Below are 17,462 nucleotides of genomic sequence, written 5' to 3' on the forward strand. Positions count from 1 at the left end.
GTTTTCCGTCAATTTCCGGCGGAGACTTTCCGCCACACGCCTTCGCGTTCCAACAATTTTGTCGCGGCCACCTGCTCGGCGCCGCGCTTGGATCGATCCGTCCCGGTCTCGGGCGCAACGCCGGCAACCTCCACGGTCACCGTGAAACGCGGGTCGTGGTCGGGGCCGGAGCGGTTGTCCGTCCGATATGTCGGCGCAATGCCAAACTTGGCATGCGCCCATTCCTGCAATTCGGTCTTGGCATCGCGACGGGCGCCGTCGGCACGGGTCGCCCGCTCTTTCCAGTGAAGCAGCACGAATTTACGCGCCGCCTCCAGCCCGCCGTCGAGATAGATGGCGGCGATGAGCGACTCTACCACATCGGCGCGCACATTCATCATCGCCTTTCCGGTGATTTTCTTCACGTCGGAACCGGTGCGGATAAACTGGTGCAGCGCCAGGTCGTCGGCGACCAGGGCGCAGCTCTCGGCGCTGACGAGCTGGTTCAGCCGCACCGAAAGTTCGCCCTCGTTGGCATCACGAAAGGTCTGGAACAGAAGCTCGGAGACGCAAAGCCCCAGCACACGGTCTCCGAGGAATTCGAGCCGCTGGTAGTTCGATCCCCTGGCATTGCGGGCGCTGGAATGGGTCAGCGCCCGATCGAGCCGTTCCTTCTCGCTGAACTGATAGCCAATCACGGCCTCGAGCTTGGCCCGATCCTCCGCGCTTAGCGACCGCGCCTTCATCATTCGACCGCCTTGAACAGGCGGTCGTAGCGCAGGTTCGCCGGCCACTTCCAGATCTCGCGGAACGAGGTGTCATTGCCGAGCGAGAAGAAGATCAGGCTCGCGCGGCCGACAAGGTTCTCGGCCGGCACGAAGCCGACGTCGAAGCGGCTGTCGGCCGAGTTGTCGCGATTGTCGCCCATCATGAAGTAATGACCTTCGGGCACGATGAACTCGCGGGTGTTGTCACCGCGCGAATCCGGGAACTGATCGAGCGTGTCATAGGAAACGCCATTGTCCATGGTTTCGCGGTAGACCGGAACGTCGCCACCGGTGTCGTACTGATCGTCGGCGCGGAAGACACCGTCAGGCGCGCGATCGATCGGCTTGTCGTTGACGTAGAGAATGCTGTTGCGGACCTGGATGCGATCGCCCGGCAGGCCGACCAGACGCTTGATGTAGTCGATGTCCGGGTTTGGCGGAAAGCGGAAGACGACGATGTCGCCGCGCTCCGGCTCGCTGGCGAAGATTCGGCCCGAGAACAGATCCGGCGAGAACGGCAGCGAATACTTGGAGTAGCCGTAGGCGAACTTGTTGACGAAGATGTAGTCGCCGACAAGCAGGGTCGGCATCATCGAGCCCGACGGAATGGTGAAGGGCTGAAAGAAGACGGTGCGAATGACCACGGCCAGGAGCAGCGCCTGGATGATGACCTTCACATTCTCCCAGAGACCGCTCTGCTTCGCTTCTGTCTTTTCTGCCACGCTGCTGTCTTCCTTTGTCATCGGCGCGCTGGATAGGCGCTCCGCTCAATCAACTGTCATTCGCGCTTTCGGTTCCAGCCTCACCGGCGGATGCGCAATTCTGTATCCATGCTGCAAGGGCGCTCTGCCCCCTGCAATCGGGCACGCCCGGATTTCTCAACGGAATGCTCTAAACCGTTCCCTCTGGCGGGGCAACGGGGAGTGCTTCGATAATCACGAAGGCCTGCGCCAGCGGGAAATCGTCGGTAATCGTCAGATGGATTGCCGCCCGATGCCCCTTGGGCACCATCGCCTGGAGCCGTTCGGCAGCACCACCGCTCAAATGCATCGTGGGCTTGCCACCGGGCATATTGATGACGCCCATGTCTTTCCAGAAGACGCCATGCGCTATTCCGGTGCCGAGCGCCTTGGAACAGGCCTCCTTGGCAGCGAAGCGCTTGGCGTAGGAGGCGGCGCGGTTCTTGCGACCTTCGGACTTGGCAATTTCCACCTCGGTGAAGCAACGATTGACGAAACGCTCGCCGAAACGCGAGAGCGAGTTTTCGATGCGCCTGATGTCGATGAGGTCGCTGCCGATACCGATGATCATGATGTGGACCTTGCACCGGACGCGCGCGCGCGCCTGCGGCGGGACTGGAAAAGACGGGCTGCCTGATAGGCAAGAGGATAGAAGATCAGTGCGCCGGCGGCGGCAAGCGGAACCGATCCGATGAGCATAGGCTTGAACACAGGCCCCCAAAGCGCCGACAATTCGAGGTGCTCGACCATATGCGCGACGTCCGCGCCGGTTGCGGGACCTGACGCCTGCGGTCCCATGATGACCGTGCCAAGTTCGTAGGACGCGGTCAGGATCATCGGGATGGTCACCGGGTTGGCAAGCGCCGTGGTGATCGCTGCCGCAAGCAGATTGCCGGAGAACGCGGAGGCAACCGCGACCGCGATGATGATATGCAGCCCAAAGAAGGGCGTGAAGGAGGACGCGGCACCTGCAGCGACCCCGACCGCAATCGAGTGCGGTGACGACGACAGGCGCAGGATGCGCAGCGCCATGTATCTCGGGCCACGCCGAAAGCCCTTGCGCGGCCATAAAAGCGCGCGAAGCCTCTCGGATATCGTGACCGGTTTTCTACGTCTGAATAACATTATGCCGTCATGACCGCATCTTGAAACCGCCAGTCGGCACAAGACGGCGTGTCCGCCTGTTTAAAGGCCGCAAGATAGGCGTCATGCCCCTTGCTTGCAACCCGCTGGCGTGTGGTGCAGCGATCACGATTGAGCCATTCGCCTGGCGCATGGCTCGCCATTCCCGCCATCATGCGGGAACAGGCAGCGGCTTAGTAGCCGTTGCGGAACAGGCCGCGATCGATCTGGCGCTGACGGTATTCGAGATCGATGCGATCGACCGAACCGTTGAGATAGGCGAGCTCGCGCTCTTCCTGAGTGGCGACGCGCAGAGCGCGGGTGATCTTCTTCAACTGATTTAACATGGCAAACCTCTTCGTTTACCTCCCATGCAGAAGATAGTTTAGAGGTCACTGTTCCACCAGAGCCAGGAAGAGACAGCAGCCATGCGCAACAAGCATGCCTTGCCGTTTTTCAAGCCCCGACCTGCCTGTTTTGAAGGCAACTGCGCAAAACGGACGCGCACAGGCCCAAACTTCACCGCCGAATGCGAGTATCGCCAACCCTCACGGACGGCCAGACAGACGGAGGCAAGAAGAAGAAAGTGCCGGTCATGATCCGCCTGCCAAGGCGAGACCCCGACGGAAGGCGGAAGCAACGGCGCCGGTGGTGACGGTTCGGCAGCTATGCGAAAGTCGAGCGGCGCCCCTTCACTCGAAGAGGCGCTTGACCGTGGAGATGCTCGGCAATTCCTTCAACTGCGTGATCAGGTGGTTCAGCTGCCTCAGATCCCAGACCTCGAGATCGAACTGCAACTCACTGAAGTCGGCAGCCACACGCCCCATGGAAAGCGAGCGGATGTTGACGTCGCTCGTCGCGATCGACTGGGCGACCTCCGCCAGCGTGCCCGGCTCGTTCAAGGCGCTGATGGCGATGCGCGCCATGAAGCGGCTGCTGTTGGCCTCGTCCAGATCCCAACGCACGTCGATCCAGCGCTCCGGCTCGTCGTCGAACTTCTGCAGGATCGGCGACTGGATCGGGTAGATGGTGATCCCCTTGTCCTTCTCCATGATGCCGACGATACGGTCGCCCGGAACTGCACCCGCCGCGCTGAAATGCACGCCGGCGTTACCCGAGAGCCCTCGGATCGGCAGCGCTTCCGGACCTTCCGCTTGCGCCGGCTCGCCCGCCTCCTTGGATCGGCCAGGCAACTTGAACACCATGCCGGCGGCACTGCGCATGTTGAACCAGCCATCGTCGGCGTTCGGCTTGACGGTGACGCGCTCGTCCTGATGGTCGGGGAAAACCGCGCGCAGCACGTCGAGCGACGACAGTTCGCCGCGGCCAACCGACGCGATCGCATCCTCGACCTCTTTATGTCCAAGCCGATGCAGCGCGGGCTTCAGCGCTTCGCGTGAAAACGTCTTGCTGGCGCGCTCGAAGGTTCGCTCCAGAATGCGATAGCCGAGGCCGGCATATTGCTTGCGGATGGCAGCGCGCGTCGCGCGCCGGATGGCGGAGCGCGCCTTGCCGGTGACGACGATTTCTTCCCACGCCGGCGGCGGCACCTGGATGCCCGAACGGATGATCTCGACTTCGTCGCCGTTGTTGAGGCGCGTGACCAGCGGCATGATGCGGCCGTTGATCTTGGCGCCGACGCAGGTGTCGCCGATGTTGGTGTGGACCGCATAGGCAAAGTCGATCGGCGTCGCGCCACGCGGCAGCGCAATCAGCTGCCCCTTCGGCGTGAAGCAGAACACCTGGTCCTGGAAAAGCTCGAGCTTGGTATGCTCGAGAAACTCTTCCGGGTTGTCGCCTTCGGCGAGCGACTCGATCGTGCGCCGCAGCCAGGAATAGGCGTTCGAGGTCGGCGACAGGGCGGTTTCCGTCGAGACCCCCTCGCCGTCCTTGTAGAGCGAGTGAGCGGCGATACCGTATTCGGCGATATCGTTCATCCGGCGCGTGCGAATCTGCAGTTCGATGCGCTGGCGCGACGGGCCGACGATGGTCGTATGGATCGACTGGTAATCGTTCTGCTTTGGCGTCGAGATATAATCCTTGAAGCGGCCAGGCACGACGCGCCAGCGGGTGTGCACGATGCCAAGCGCGCGATAGCACGACGGGATATCGTCGACGACGATACGAAAGCCCCAGACGTCGGAAAGCTGCTCGAAGGACAGGGATTTCGACTGCATCTTGCGGAAGACCGAATAGGGCTTCTTCTGCCGCCCCTTGACTTGCGCGCCCTTCAACCCCTCGGTCTGGAGCAGCTCAGTCAATTCGTCCTCGATCTTCTTGATCAGGCCTTCATTGCGCTCGGACAGCTCTTCCAGGCGGCGGGTGACGGTTTCGAAGGCCTCCGGATTGATATGGCGGAACGAGAGGTTTTCGAGCTCCTCGCGCATATCCTGCATGCCCATGCGGCCGGCGAGCGGCGCATAGATGTCCATCGTCTCTTCGGAGATGCGTGCCCGCTTCTCGGGCGTCATATGGTCGAGCGTGCGCATGTTGTGCAGACGATCGGCAAGCTTGACCAAGAGGACGCGCACGTCGTCGGAGATCGCGAGCAGCAACTTGCGCAGGTTTTCCGCCTGCTTGGCTTTCTTGGTGACGAGATCGAGCTTCTTGATCTTGGTCAGGCCCTCGACAAGCGCACCGATGTCCTCGCCGAAGAGATCATCGATCTCCTGCCGGGTCGCGGTCGTATCCTCGATCGTGTCGTGCAAGAGCGCGACTGCGATCGTCGATTCGTCGAGATGCATTTCCGTAAGGATCGCCGCCACTTCCAGCGGGTGGGAAATGTAGGGGTCGCCGCTTGCCCGCTTCTGCTGCCCGTGCTTCTGCATCGCGTAGACGTAAGCCTTGTTCAACAGGGCTTCATTGACGTCGGGCTTGTATTTCTGAACGCGCTCAACGAGCTCGTACTGGCGCATCATTCGCTGGCGGCTCCATGGGAAAAGACAATAAAAAAAGTGCGCCAATCATACGAGTGGCGCACTGCTTTGAAAACACGCGGGAACGCTTGTTCCGTTACGGATCTCAGTAGTCGTCGCTCTTTTCCGGGGGCACGAGGCCCTCGATGCCGGCCAGAAGTTCCTCTTCCGACATGCGGTCGAAAGTGATTGCCTCCGGCTGGTCGTCGTCTTCCGCCGTCTCGGCAAAAGTCGTGTCGGCATCGGCTTGCACCAGCGAAGCCGGATCGGGCTCGGGCTCGTCCACTTCGACGTGCTTCTGCAGCGAGTGGATCAGGTCTTCCTTGAGGTCGCCGGGCGAGAGCGTCTCGTCGGCGATTTCGCGGAGAGCCACGACGGGGTTCTTGTCATTGTCGCGATCGATGGTGATCGCTGCGCCCTGCGAGATCAGGCGGGCGCGGTGGCTGGCGAGCAGCACGAGTTCGAAACGGTTGTCGACCTTGTCAATGCAATCTTCGACGGTGACGCGGGCCATTGCCTGTCCTTTTGGGCTCAAAGCGCGGCGATCATCGCCGCAGCACGGATTAACGACACGAGACCGGAACGGCCGCCGGATGACGGCCTCGTCGGCTCCGATTTCTGGAATTAGCCGCCCGGATACAATCAAAACAGCATAAGTTCAAGTTTTTCCTGCACGGAGCGCTCACATCATCCTTTACTGCGTGATAAAATGCGACGCGGACGGGCTGGACTTTGTATTCACACACCCTAGTTGCATTTTCTAATACAAACCGGAAACGCCTGGTAGAAACTGCAGATTTCCGATGTGGACGAACTGCAGCAACTGCTAAAACTAGCTATATTCGCGTGCCGCCGCTTGGAATAATGCAAGTGGTTAACTACATTATTTGCAATATCAGCAATTATTAATGTAATCGCCGTATTTTCGCGCATCCGCCGACGGGCCGCTTACCCGAATGTGATGCGCACCAAAAAGGAATAACGATGTTTGACCCTCGCGAGAAAATCGCTCTTTTTATCGACGGCGCCAACCTCTACGCCGCGTCGAAGAGCCTCGGTTTCGACATCGACTATCGCAAACTGCTCAAGGCATTTCAAAAGCGTGGCTATCTGCTACGCGCCTACTACTATACGGCTCTCATCGAAGACCAGGAATATTCGTCGATCCGTCCGCTGATCGACTGGCTTGACTATAACGGTTACAAGGTCGTGACCAAGCCTGCGAAGGAATTCACGGACTCGCTCGGTCGCCGCAAGATCAAGGGCAACATGGACATCGAACTTGCGATCGATGCCATGGAACAGTCAGAAACCGTCGATCATCTGGTGATCTTCTCGGGCGATGGCGACTTCACCACGCTCGTCGAAGCGCTGCAGCGGAAGGGTCGCAAGGTTTCGGTGGTATCGACGATGTCGACCCAGCCACCGATGATCGCCGATGACCTGCGCCGACAGGCGGATCACTTCATCGATCTCGTCACGCTGCGGGCCGAAATCGGCCGTGACCCATCGGAACGCGTTCCCCGGCAACATGTCGAGCCGGTAGCCGACCCCGTTGGGATCTGAGCGAACCAGTCACTCGCCAAACAACGAAAAAAATTTTTAGGCAGGGCGTCGGGGCGAGAGTGCGGCTGCGTTCAGCCGCGCTCTTTCAGCAGTCGGCTCTTCTGCCTGTTCCAATCGCGCTCCTTGGCGCTTTCACGCTTGTCGTGCAATTTCTTGCCCTTGCCGAGCGCCAGCTCGAGCTTCGCCCGGCCCTGATCGTTGAAATAGATCTTGAGCGGAATGAGCGACATGCCTTCGCGATTGACGGCCCCCTGCAGCCGGTTGACCTCGCGCTTGGACAGCAACAGCTTGCGACGGCGGCGGGTCTCATGGTTGAATCGGTTTGCCTGCAGGTACTCCGGCAGATAGGAATTGATCAGCCAGATTTCCCCGCCCTCGTCGGTGGCGTAGGATTCGGCGATGTTTGCCTTGCCTTCACGCAGCGACTTCACCTCGGTGCCGGTCAGAACCAGGCCGGCCTCGTAGGTGTCGACGATCTCGTAGTTGAAGCGGGCCTTTCGGTTTTCCGCGACAATCTTCTTGACCGTGCGCTGGCTTCCCTTGGGTGCCATCAGTTCATCAATCCTGCATGTCTGAGCGCCGAGTCGATTGCGGCTTCCGTTGCCGGCTCCAGTGTCGAAAGCAGCGGCGAACGAACCGCGCGGCTCATACGGCCGAGACGGTTCAGCGCGTACTTGGCGCCGCACAGGCCAGGCTCCATGAAGATCGCCTTGTGCAGCGGCATCAACTTGTCCTGATATTCCAGTGCCTTGGCATAATCGCCAGCAAGGGTGGCCTGCTGGAATTCGGCGCAAAGCCGCGGCGCGACATTTGCCGTGACCGAAATGCAGCCGACCCCACCATGGGCGTTGAAGCCGAGCGCCGTTGCGTCTTCGCCGGAAAGCTGAACGAAATCCTTGCCGCAGGCCATGCGCTGCTCGGATACGCGTTCGATCTTGCCGGTGGCATCCTTCACGCCGATGATCGTCGAATGGGCCTTGGCAAGCGCGGCCATGGTTTCGACGCTCATGTCGACGACGGAGCGACCGGGGATATTGTAGATGACGATCGGCAGCTTCACGCTCTCGGCAATCGCCGAATAGTGGGCAAACAGGCCCTTCTGCGTGGGCTTGTTGTAATAGGGTGTAACGACGAGCACCGCGTCCGCACCCGCCTTTTCGGCGTGCTGCGCAAGCTCGATGGCTTCGGTCGTGTTATTGGAGCCGGCGCCTGCGATTACCGGCACGCGGCCGGCGGCTGCCTTGATGCAGAGCTCGACGACCTGCTTGTGCTCGGCATGCGAAAGGGTCGGGGATTCACCTGTCGTGCCGACGGGCACGAGACCGGAGCTTCCCTCTTTTATCTGCCATTCCACATGCGCGACGAAACCTTCCGCATCCACCGCGCCGGCGGCGGTGAACGGTGTTACGAGAGCGGGAATGGAACCCTTGAACATGCACAACTCCTGACGGCTCAAAGGACGAGCATACACTCACGCTTTGGCCGTAATCGACGGTTAAAAAACTGCCGCACCATAATCATGTGAGGGGGCTGCGGCAAGCGCCGTGACACGGCATTTCATGCCGGTTTTCACGTAAAAGCTTGACGTTCAAGCCGCATAATCCTTGAGGCTCGCCACCCGGTGCTAAGGTGGCGGCGGTGCGATTGCTGTGATCTATAAACCCCGGTAACCTTTCGTTAGGCAATCCGGCGGCAAATGAATGTGAGACACGGGGAAACACGGGGCTCTTGATGCGCGGATCAATTCTTCTGCCTGTCGCCGCCATGATCGGCACAGCGCTTCTGGCCTCGTCGGCCCTCTCCTCCGAAGCCTCGAACACAGTGCCGGTACCGGGCAGCAAACCCGCAATCTCCGACAAGGTCGGGCGCGTTTCGGGTAAGGACATCACCGGCGCGATCCCGGCGACGGTATCGCCCATTCAGGGCGGCTTGAAGGTCGGTCTGGATGCGCTTTCCGACAAGGATCCGACCAAGGCGATCACCGTTCGAAACGGCATGCACGAGGGCACGCTCGATCGTCATATTCTGACTTGGGCAATCGCCGTATCGGGGCAACGTGGCGTCCCCTCCTACGAGATCGCCGACGCCCAGCGCGAACTGCAGGGGTGGCCGGGCCTCAAATCGCTTCGCGCCCATTCCGAGCGCGCACTTTACCGCGAGAACCCGGCAGCCCCCGATATTCTTGCCGCCTTTGGGCAGACGCAGCCCGAAACCACGGAAGGGACGATCATCCTTGCCCGCGCGCTGGTGGCACAGGGGCAGAGTGCGACCGCAGCAACGCGGCTGCGCGCGCTCTGGTTCAAGCAGGGGCTCGACAAGGATGTGGAAACGCAGATCCTGTCGGAATTTTCCGGCCTGCTGACGGTTGCCGACCACAGACGGCGGATGACGATGCTGCTTTATCGCAACCGCGTCGAGCAGGCCGAACGCTTCAGCGATCTCGGCAAGGCGCAGTCGCTCTATCGCGCCTGGGCCGCCGTCAGCCGCGGCAGCACCAATGCCCCTGCGCTGATATCGGCGATCGACGCCTCATGGCATAAGGACCCGGCCTATCTGTTCATCCGTATCGAAAGCCTGCGTAAGCAGGACAAATATGCGGAGGCCGCCAAGCTGCTGGCCACGATGCCTAGGGATCAGGACGCGTTGGTCAATCCCGGTGAATGGTGGACCGAACAACGGATCGTCAGCCGCGGCTTGCTGGACAAGGGGGATTTTCGCGGCGCCTACCGAGTTGCCGCAAACCACAAGGCAACCGAGGCGACCGATATCGTCGATGCAGAGTTTCACGCCGGCTGGTTCGCGCTGCGCGGCATGGAAGATCCGGCCGCAGCATCGCAGCATTTCCGACGGATCCTTGATGTTTCCAACCGGCCGCTTTCGGCGTCCCGCGCTTGGTATTGGCTCGGCCGATCGGCGGAAGCGGGCGGACCGGGCAATGCCAAGGACTATTTCGCCAATGCCGCCCGCTTTCCAGGCACCTTCTACGGTCAACTCGCCGCTGCGCGGCTCGGCCACAAGGCACTCAACGTTACCTATCCCGCCCCTTCAGCGGAAGACCGTGCCCGTTTCGAAAACCGCGAGGCGGTTCGCGCCATCGCACGGCTGGAAGCGGCAGGTCACGGCTGGCGTGCCGACAGCATCTATCGGGCACTTGCGGAAGAACTGACGAGCCCCGGCGAACTGGCGATCCTTTCGGCACGCGCCGAAAAGACCCGCAATCATCAGCTTTCACTCCAGATCGGCAAGACCGCCTTTGGCCGTGGCATCGATGTCGCTGCACTCGCTTTTCCCGTCGGCGTCATCCCGTCGACCGCCAACATCGATGGCTCGGGCAAGGCGCTCGCCTACGCGATCGCGCGCCAGGAAAGCGCCTTCAATCCTGCGGCGGTCTCCACGGCCAACGCGCGCGGCTTGCTGCAACTGCTGCCCGGCACCGCCAAAGGGGTAGCCAGCCGCTACGGCCTTGCTTACTCCAAGGAGCGCCTGACGAGCGATGCCGGATACAACGCCACCCTCGGCGCGCATTATCTCGGCGAGCAGATCAACAGCTTCGGTGGTTCCTATATTCTCACCTTCATTGCCTACAATGCCGGCCCGCGTCGCGTACCGGACTGGCTCAGCCGCTATGGCGACCCGCGCGGCAAACCGATCGACGAGGTCGTCGACTGGATTGAGCGCATCCCGTTCCAGGAAACGCGCAACTACGTCCAGCGCGTGATGGAAAACTATCAGGTCTACAAGGTCAGGCTCGGTCAAGGCGCTGACATAGTCGCCGACCTTAGAATGGGACGACAGTTACCTTAGCGCAATTCCAGCAAGAGTGCGCAGCGGTGGTGCGTCAGACATCGCATAAAAACAAAGAGATAGCGCGCTTCTATGAACCCGTGCCAACGGGAAACGCTACTGCATGTTTCGTTAGATCGTATGCGATTCAAGGATAAAACATGCAGCAATTCACAGTGCTACAGCGACCTTTGCGCGTCTGATAAGACCCGCGGCGCTGTAGGTTCAGATTGGTTGTTCGTCGTTATCGTTGACAAATGGAGATGATCAAATAATCGTGATAGCAGAAGGCGGCACAAAGTACGATGTCACGCATTTCCCTTCTTGAAGGTTCCATCCTCCCCGAAGAAAATGGTGAAGGCAATGAAGACGTTAACAGTTATCGCCCTGTCGGTGGTGACAGTAATGAGTGGCGTTCCGCCAGCACAAGCATTTCCGATCGCCCCGAAGATTGCGTCTCAAGCCACCGATGTCCAACCGGCGCAATTCCCGTACGAGCGCGGTGAAGCGCGGAAGAGTGCTAGCGGATGTGGTTTCCCCTATTGCGGCCGTGGCTATCGGTACAACCGGCACGGTTACTACGGCGACAGACATGGCCATTATCGCGATGGTTACCGCGGATACTATCGGGACCACGATAATGATGCCGGCGCGTTCATCGGCGGACTTGCGGCCGGTGCGATCATAGGCGGCTTGTTGAGCCAGCCAAGATACTACAACCGTCCGGGAGTTGCCGGCGGCAGCTCACATACCAGCTGGTGCTACGCCCGATATCGGTCCTATCGAGCCTGGGACAACACGTATCAGCCTTATGGTGGTCCGCGGCGGCAGTGCAATTCGCCCTACTGAAAAGACTGGATGGGGCGGCGGCCCCTCGCACCCTCCCAATGTTTCCGCTGCTCCGGTATCGGCGCGAAAACGTGGTTTTAAAGCCTGTGACCGGCGATCTCGCGGTCCAAAAGGTAGCGCGAGCGGCGAGTCCTTTCATTCCCTGAACGCCGGACCGCCTGCTTGCCGTTTCCGTTTCAATGGCTACGATCCGCCCGGGTGCAGATGGAGGGCGAGGCTGAAATGAACGAGTATGGGGCGGATGCGTTTCGGGAACATCGCTTCCCCGGGGTTGGCGGATTGCAGCTCTACGCGCGGGCCTACGGACCTGGGCCTCAGCCACGAGCGGCAACTCCGGTTATCTGCCTGCCAGGGCTCACGCGCAACAGCCGAGACTTTCACCAACTTGCCACCTTTCTTGCATCGTCGTCGGGAGGCGGGCACCCCGTTATCTCATTGGACTACCGTGGCCGCGGGAATTCGGAACGCGACGGCGATAAGAGTCGCTATACGGTTGCAGTCGAAACGTCCGACGTCATCACCGCGTGCGCATATTTCGCTATTGAAAAGGCAATTTTTATCGGCACCTCACGTGGTGGGCTGATCCTGCACCATTTGATCGGCCTGGCCCCCGGCTTGATAGCAGGGGCCGTGCTCAATGACATCGGGCCTGTCATCGAAATCGGGGGATTGCTCGGGATTCGGGACTATCTCAACACAGGGACCGGACCGGTAAGTTGGACCGCAGCGCCCAACTACCTGAAAGCCATACACGGAGACGATTTCCCGATCCTTCACGAGGTCGAATGGCTGCAGATGGCAAGGGCGATCTATCGCGACGAAGGCGGCATTCCTGTCGTCGACTTCGATCCAGCAATTGCGGCACAACTGCAGGCGCTGACGTCGGACATGTTGCTGCCGGATCTTTGGCCCCAGTTCCACGCCTTTACCGGGCTTCCGATGATGGTCGTTCGCGGCGAACATTCCAAGCTGCTGTCAAGCACCACGGTCGATGAGATGAAGAGCAGGCATCCCAACTTGACGACCGTGACAGCCGCCGGACAAGGCCATGCACCGCTGCTGCATCTCGACGGCCCCAGGCATGCCATAGCCGCCTTTGTTCACCACTGCATGTTTCCTTAAATCCTATTCGATTTAAGGATAAAAACATGCAGCAATTCAAAGTGCTACGGCGACCTTTGCGCGTCTAATAGGACGCGCGGCGCTGTAGCAGCGAACGCGCGCCTGCGCTCCCGCCTGAGATCGCATTTCCTTTATGGAAAGCGCCAAACGAAAAAGCCCGGCTCGAAAGCCGGGCTTCTCTAAACTGACCGAGGTCAGATCAGATTAGAAGTCGCGCTGCAGGCGGACGAAGCCGAATACCTGGTCGTCGCCGTTGTCTTCATCTTCGTACTGAACCGATACGCGGGTAGCGAGGCCTTCGGTGATCTTGTAGTCAACCGTTACGCCAGCGCGCCATGCATCGTCGCCGCCGAAGCTGTTGACGGAATCCTGCAGGCTACCGAAGTACTGAGCGCCAGGAGTGATCGCCAGCTTGTCGGTTGCGTTGAAGCGGTACGAAGCAGCAACGCTCCACTCAGACTGAGCCCAGTAGGTGTTCGGGTTCGAAGCCCAGATACCAGCAAGCTGGAAGACGCCCGGGCCGAGGTCTGCAGAGAGCAAGCCGCGGATCGCGCCTTCTTCCCACTCGGTGTCGTAGCCGCCGAGCAAGTCGAAGGAAACGCCGCCGAGCGAAGCCGAAACGATACCGGAGATGCCAACGCCGTTTGCCTTGGTGGACCAGCCTTCGAGCTCGTCGATCGAGATACCGGCCTGGAAGGTGCCGCCGTCATAGAGGTAGGCAATCGAGTTGAACTCGGTGACGTTGCCGAGCGTGTCGGTTTCGCCGTTGATGCCCTTATCCCACCAGTTGTAGAAGAAACCGGCCTTCAGGCCACCGAGCTGGATGTAGGCTTCATCAACGTCGATGAAGTCGCTATCGCCAGAGTCGGTGTCGTTGTCGGCATTGAATTCAGCAGCGAAGAAGCCGGTGAGCGTGCCGTACTCGGTGTCGCTCTTGGCATCCCATGCGACGTAAGCGCGCGAGAAGACATCCCAGTCCGACGTGGACTGATCGTTGAAGCCGTCACCGTCGAAGTCATGGTTCGCCTGGTTGTAACGGCTCTGCGATGCCTCAGAACCGAACGAGCCCTGAACGCGGATGAAGCCGCTGAGCTTCAGGCAGGTTTCGGTGCCCGGGATGTAGAAGTAGCCAGTGCCGAAAGCGTCGCAAACGCGAACGTATTCCATGGGCTCCGGCTCGGCGGCGACGATTGCGTCGGCTGCCTGTGCGCCGGATACTGCTGCGAGAGCTGCAGCGGAGCCGAGAAGAAGGCTCTTGATGTTCATTTCTGACCTCCAGTCAAAAGTTTCAAACGGGTCTGGGTATTTTGCTGAAGGACAGCGTTCCCTGCCCCATCCCCAACGTTCAAGAAGTCGGACGATCAACCGCCCTTGCTTCCGGATTTGAAAATACAAGACGCGGTCATCGGCGCAACGTCCAACTGATGAGATCGCGTGCTTTGCCTCGCCCTTCGCCGAACCCTGTTGCTGAAACGACACAAAATCGCCGCATGCGGCCCGAGAAAATTAACAAAGGATTAAGAAAAGCCTTTATTCCCTTGAGCTTAGCGTAAGGACAAGTGGCATCTCCTGTTTCAGAAAGAGGCAGAAAGCGGCCCAAATTGGGGGGAAACGCCGGTCCGGCTGCCAAATTCCTTGGAAGGAGCGACGTGCTGCATCGCCACATTTCTCAGAATCGACATTGCGGGTTGCCCCTCCGACAGCGGGAATCACCAGAATCAATTTGCGAGATTCGCAGTTGATCGTGCGCAGCGCCTGATTCTGAGCGGAGAAAAGCCGAGGAGATTCATGAACATTGGCGCGAATGGCGCTGCGAGTGTTTTCCCGCTCGCGACTAGACCGATGTCACATGGGTAAAGACGAGACCCATCAGCCGATGACCGAGATGCGACGAGTGGGAAAATTCAACCTTGGAAGGTGATGGCGGAGAAGAAGGGATTCGAACCCTCGATACCCTTCCGGGTATACTCCCTTAGCAGGGGAGCGCCTTCGACCACTCGGCCACCTCTCCGTTAGCGCCTGACTAGTGTCAGACCGCAGGCAATGCAAGATTTTTTTGTCGGTTTCCGGGAAATGATCGCATTTTCATGTGGGCACCGGGGGAACCAAGCCCCTCACGCGGCCGAAGACTCACGGGAAGCAGCGGTTCGACTGTGGTCGAGAGCGGCAGCAATGCGAGACGAACAGGACCGAGCCTACTGCATGTTTCCTTAGATCGTATTCGATTTAAGGATAAAAACATGCAGCAATCCAAAGTGCGACAGCGACCTTTGCGCGTCTAATAAGACGCGTGGCGCTGTAGCTTTCACCAGCACGTTTCTATGACTTTCGCGAAAGCCTATCGATCGCATCGAGCGTTGCCGCGCCAAAGTCCCCGTCGACAGGACCACTGTAAAAACCGCGATCCTTCAATAGCGCCTGCATTTCCTTGCGGAAGGCCGGCGTGAAATTGCTCGGCTGGGACTTCAACTCCTGAAGCTTGGCCGGATCGCCGCCCTCGATGCTGGCTGCCGCCCAGCGCACCGCCTCCTTCGCATCCGCCTTGGTGCCCAGGCCATAGTCATAAAGGCGGCTCAGATTTCCCATGGCGTAGGCGCTGCCGGCATTCGCCGCCATCTCGTACCAGGTGCGGGCCTGAGCATAGTCCTGGGTGACGCCGGTGCCGATATCGTAGAACCAGCCGAGCAATGCCATGGAATAGGAATCCCCGACATTGGCCGCCTTTTCATACCAGGTCTTGGCTTCGACATAGTTCTGCTCGGTGCCGAGCCCGTTCTGGTAGGCCCAACCGAGCGACGACATCGCGTTGACGTCGCCACCTTCGGCGGCCTTCTTGTACCACGACAGCGACTGCGTCAGGTCCTTGGGCAGGCCGAGGCCCTCTCTGTAGAACCAGGCCACCGTCGCCATCGCGTTGGCGTAACCCTGGTTGGCGGCCAGTTGGTACCATCTGGCCGCTTCATCATAATCCTGGGCGATGCCGCCATAGCCCTCGCGATAGAGCCAGCCGAGCGATGCCTGGCCATAGGCATTGCCGGCCTTGGCTGCTTGCTCGAACATCCGGCGGCCCTGGTCGACATCGACGGCGCCATCGGTGCCGTAAACGGAGAACCATGCCAGATTGGTCAACGCGTACATATTGCCGCCGTCGGCGGCCTTTTGATAATTGTGGCGTGCCTCGACATAGTCGCGTCCGGCATCCTGTGCCCGGCCCAACATATTGACGAGCATCATGTCATCCGGGTTTTCGTTGACCGCCTGGGCGCAGGCCGTCAGTGCGCGGGCGGAATCAAGCTTCAAGAAATTCACACCAACGAAGCCGGGCATCGACTGAGGTTCACCTGCCAGCAGATAGCAGTCGCGCGAAGCCTGCGTGTCCTTGCCGGTCTGCGAGATGTTGAGGCCCTTTTGTGGTTCGAGGGCGGCGATCTGCTGCTCGGCCTCTGCCTTATGCTTGCTGTCGGGATAGCGCTCGAGGAACCGCGTCAGCGCGGCGGCATCGGTCGATTGCTTGAGGGCATCCCAGGCGATCTCGTCAGGGGTCACGCTCGACATCTGCTCCGCCTCGGCCAGGAGCTTCAGCTTCTTCTCCGCCAACATCTTGTAGACGGGATCGGACCCATGCTTGGCGAGAAAGGCATCGATCAGGTCTTTGTCGGCGAGATCGCGGATGTTCTGCCAGTCGGCAGCGGCAGCCGACTGGCTGTTCGGCGAGAGCTGCTCGCCGTTATTCGTGATGTTGATGTTCACTTCTTTTATATTCAGGAAGATCTGCGCACCGCCAAGCGACCCATAGACAAAGGGCTCCTGACCGCGGTTTGTGACCGAAACCACCTCATCGCGGACCTTGCCCAAGGCGATTCGCACATCGACACCCGGCTCGGTGAGATATTTGGCAAGTGCGGTGGCAAACGGGCTGTTCTTGCCCTCGCCATCAAGCGCCACTGTTCCGGCCTTGGAAGCGAAAGCGACAAGCAGGTCGGCCGATTCCGGCTCGACACGCGCCAGGCCCCGCGAAACTGCGCGCGTCGAGATCGAGCGCGTCATGCTTTGCTCGAACGGATTGTTGCGACAGGCGTCGAGTATCACCAGCTTGAGCTTCGTTGCGCCCTCGAGCGAGCGCTGAACCCGATCAAGGCCAATCGCCTCGTCCTCGATATCCTTGTCCGTCTTCAATTGCACATCGGTCGGCAGCAGGAAGTTCTGGCCGTTCATTTCCATGCCGTGGCCGGAATAGTAGACGATCGCCACGTCGGCGCCCGTCGCCAGATCTTCAAAATCGCGCAGCGCCTTGACCATGTCCTGGCGCCCGAGGTCATGAACGGTGGTGACGGAATCGAAGCCGGCCTCCTCGAACGAAGCCTTCATCAGTTCGACGTCATTGGCGGGATTGTTGAGTTGCGAGGTCGCTTCGTACTTTTCGTTGCCGATCAACAGGGCAACGCGCTTTGCGGCCAAGACCTCGGCCGGCGCAAACGCCGACACCGCCACCAAAAGAATGACGAACGACCGCCAGCGCGACGAATGCCCCGAAAACATGCTCTTCCCTCCGGCGTCACCCCTTATCCACCAACTCCTCGGGAGCAGGATTGAGGAGGCGCACAACCCCAATGACGGCA

Annotated in this window: 15 protein-coding genes and 1 tRNA gene; 4 read left to right on the forward strand and 12 right to left on the reverse strand. The window is 60.0% G+C overall.

All coding sequences use genetic code 11. The features are described from left to right. Positions 1-8: 8 nt before the first annotated feature. The 7 genes from rnc to rpoZ form a co-directional block, all read right to left on the reverse strand. Positions 9-728, reverse strand: a complete 720-nt coding sequence (gene rnc / locus C6558_RS35060; RefSeq protein ID WP_025426387.1) for a ribonuclease III — start codon at positions 726-728, stop codon at positions 9-11. After that, complete coding sequence (gene lepB / locus C6558_RS35065) at positions 725-1,468, reverse strand: signal peptidase I (protein WP_025426386.1); 744 nt, start codon at positions 1,466-1,468, stop codon at positions 725-727. Before lepB ends, rnc begins: the two co-directional genes overlap by 4 nt. 169 nt (positions 1,469-1,637) lie before the next feature. After that, the gene (gene acpS / locus C6558_RS35070) at positions 1,638-2,057 is read right to left on the reverse strand and encodes a holo-ACP synthase (protein ID WP_025426385.1); all 420 of its coding nucleotides are present in this window, start codon (positions 2,055-2,057) and stop codon (positions 1,638-1,640) included. Further along, a complete protein-coding gene (locus tag C6558_RS35075) occupies positions 2,054-2,518 on the reverse strand; it encodes a DUF2062 domain-containing protein (protein ID WP_234907713.1) in 465 nt (154 codons plus the stop codon). The genes acpS and C6558_RS35075 overlap by 4 nt, the downstream gene beginning before the upstream one ends. A gap of 284 nt (positions 2,519-2,802) precedes the next feature. Next, positions 2,803-2,955, reverse strand: coding sequence for a DUF3563 family protein (locus C6558_RS35080; RefSeq protein WP_067698885.1), 153 nt, complete (start codon positions 2,953-2,955; stop codon positions 2,803-2,805). Positions 2,956-3,300: 345 nt separating this feature from the next. Further along, positions 3,301-5,526, reverse strand: a complete 2,226-nt coding sequence (locus tag C6558_RS35085; protein WP_025426383.1) for a bifunctional (p)ppGpp synthetase/guanosine-3',5'-bis(diphosphate) 3'-pyrophosphohydrolase — start codon at positions 5,524-5,526, stop codon at positions 3,301-3,303. Positions 5,527-5,629: 103 nt separating this feature from the next. Next, complete coding sequence (rpoZ, locus tag C6558_RS35090; protein WP_025426382.1) at positions 5,630-6,037, reverse strand: DNA-directed RNA polymerase subunit omega; 408 nt, start codon at positions 6,035-6,037, stop codon at positions 5,630-5,632. A gap of 470 nt (positions 6,038-6,507) precedes the next feature. Between rpoZ and C6558_RS35095 the strand changes: the two genes are divergently transcribed. Continuing rightward, a complete protein-coding gene (locus C6558_RS35095) occupies positions 6,508-7,089 on the forward strand; it encodes an NYN domain-containing protein (RefSeq protein ID WP_025426381.1) in 582 nt (193 codons plus the stop codon). A 71-nt stretch (positions 7,090-7,160) separates the two neighbouring features. On the opposite strand, the gene smpB is transcribed toward C6558_RS35095, so the two are convergent. Together smpB and dapA are read right to left on the reverse strand one after the other, a co-directional pair. Next, a complete protein-coding gene (gene smpB, locus C6558_RS35100) occupies positions 7,161-7,640 on the reverse strand; it encodes an SsrA-binding protein SmpB (protein ID WP_025426380.1) in 480 nt (159 codons plus the stop codon). Beyond that, positions 7,640-8,524, reverse strand: a complete 885-nt coding sequence (gene dapA / locus C6558_RS35105; RefSeq protein ID WP_025426379.1) for a 4-hydroxy-tetrahydrodipicolinate synthase — start codon at positions 8,522-8,524, stop codon at positions 7,640-7,642. The genes smpB and dapA overlap by 1 nt, the downstream gene beginning before the upstream one ends. A gap of 296 nt (positions 8,525-8,820) precedes the next feature. On the opposite strand from dapA, the gene C6558_RS35110 reads away from it, so the two are divergent. From C6558_RS35110 to C6558_RS35120, 3 genes are all read left to right on the forward strand, one after another. After that, entirely contained in the window at positions 8,821-10,893 is a 2,073-nt protein-coding gene (locus C6558_RS35110) for a lytic transglycosylase domain-containing protein (RefSeq protein WP_025426378.1), read from the forward strand. A gap of 342 nt (positions 10,894-11,235) precedes the next feature. Continuing rightward, positions 11,236-11,721, forward strand: coding sequence for a BA14K family protein (locus tag C6558_RS35115; RefSeq protein ID WP_081788894.1), 486 nt, complete (start codon positions 11,236-11,238; stop codon positions 11,719-11,721). Positions 11,722-11,943: 222 nt separating this feature from the next. Beyond that, on the forward strand, positions 11,944-12,843 hold the full coding sequence (locus tag C6558_RS35120) for an alpha/beta fold hydrolase (RefSeq protein WP_025426377.1): 900 nt from the start codon (positions 11,944-11,946) through the stop codon (positions 12,841-12,843). A gap of 204 nt (positions 12,844-13,047) precedes the next feature. Here the strand turns inward: C6558_RS35120 and C6558_RS35125 are convergent, their stop codons facing one another. From C6558_RS35125 to C6558_RS35135, 3 genes are all read right to left on the reverse strand, one after another. Beyond that, the gene (locus C6558_RS35125) at positions 13,048-14,109 is read right to left on the reverse strand and encodes a porin (RefSeq protein WP_025426376.1); all 1,062 of its coding nucleotides are present in this window, start codon (positions 14,107-14,109) and stop codon (positions 13,048-13,050) included. A 655-nt stretch (positions 14,110-14,764) separates the two neighbouring features. After that, positions 14,765-14,854: transfer RNA gene (locus C6558_RS35130), tRNA-Ser, on the reverse strand. Between the two features lie 308 nt (positions 14,855-15,162). Beyond that, on the reverse strand, positions 15,163-17,382 hold the full coding sequence (locus C6558_RS35135) for a caspase family protein (RefSeq protein WP_025426375.1): 2,220 nt from the start codon (positions 17,380-17,382) through the stop codon (positions 15,163-15,165). Between the last annotated feature and the right edge of the window lie 80 nt (positions 17,383-17,462).

Origin of the sequence: Ensifer sp. NM-2, from assembly GCF_003024455.1 — a bacterium.
Lineage (GTDB): Bacteria > Pseudomonadota > Alphaproteobacteria > Rhizobiales > Rhizobiaceae > Ensifer > Ensifer canadensis.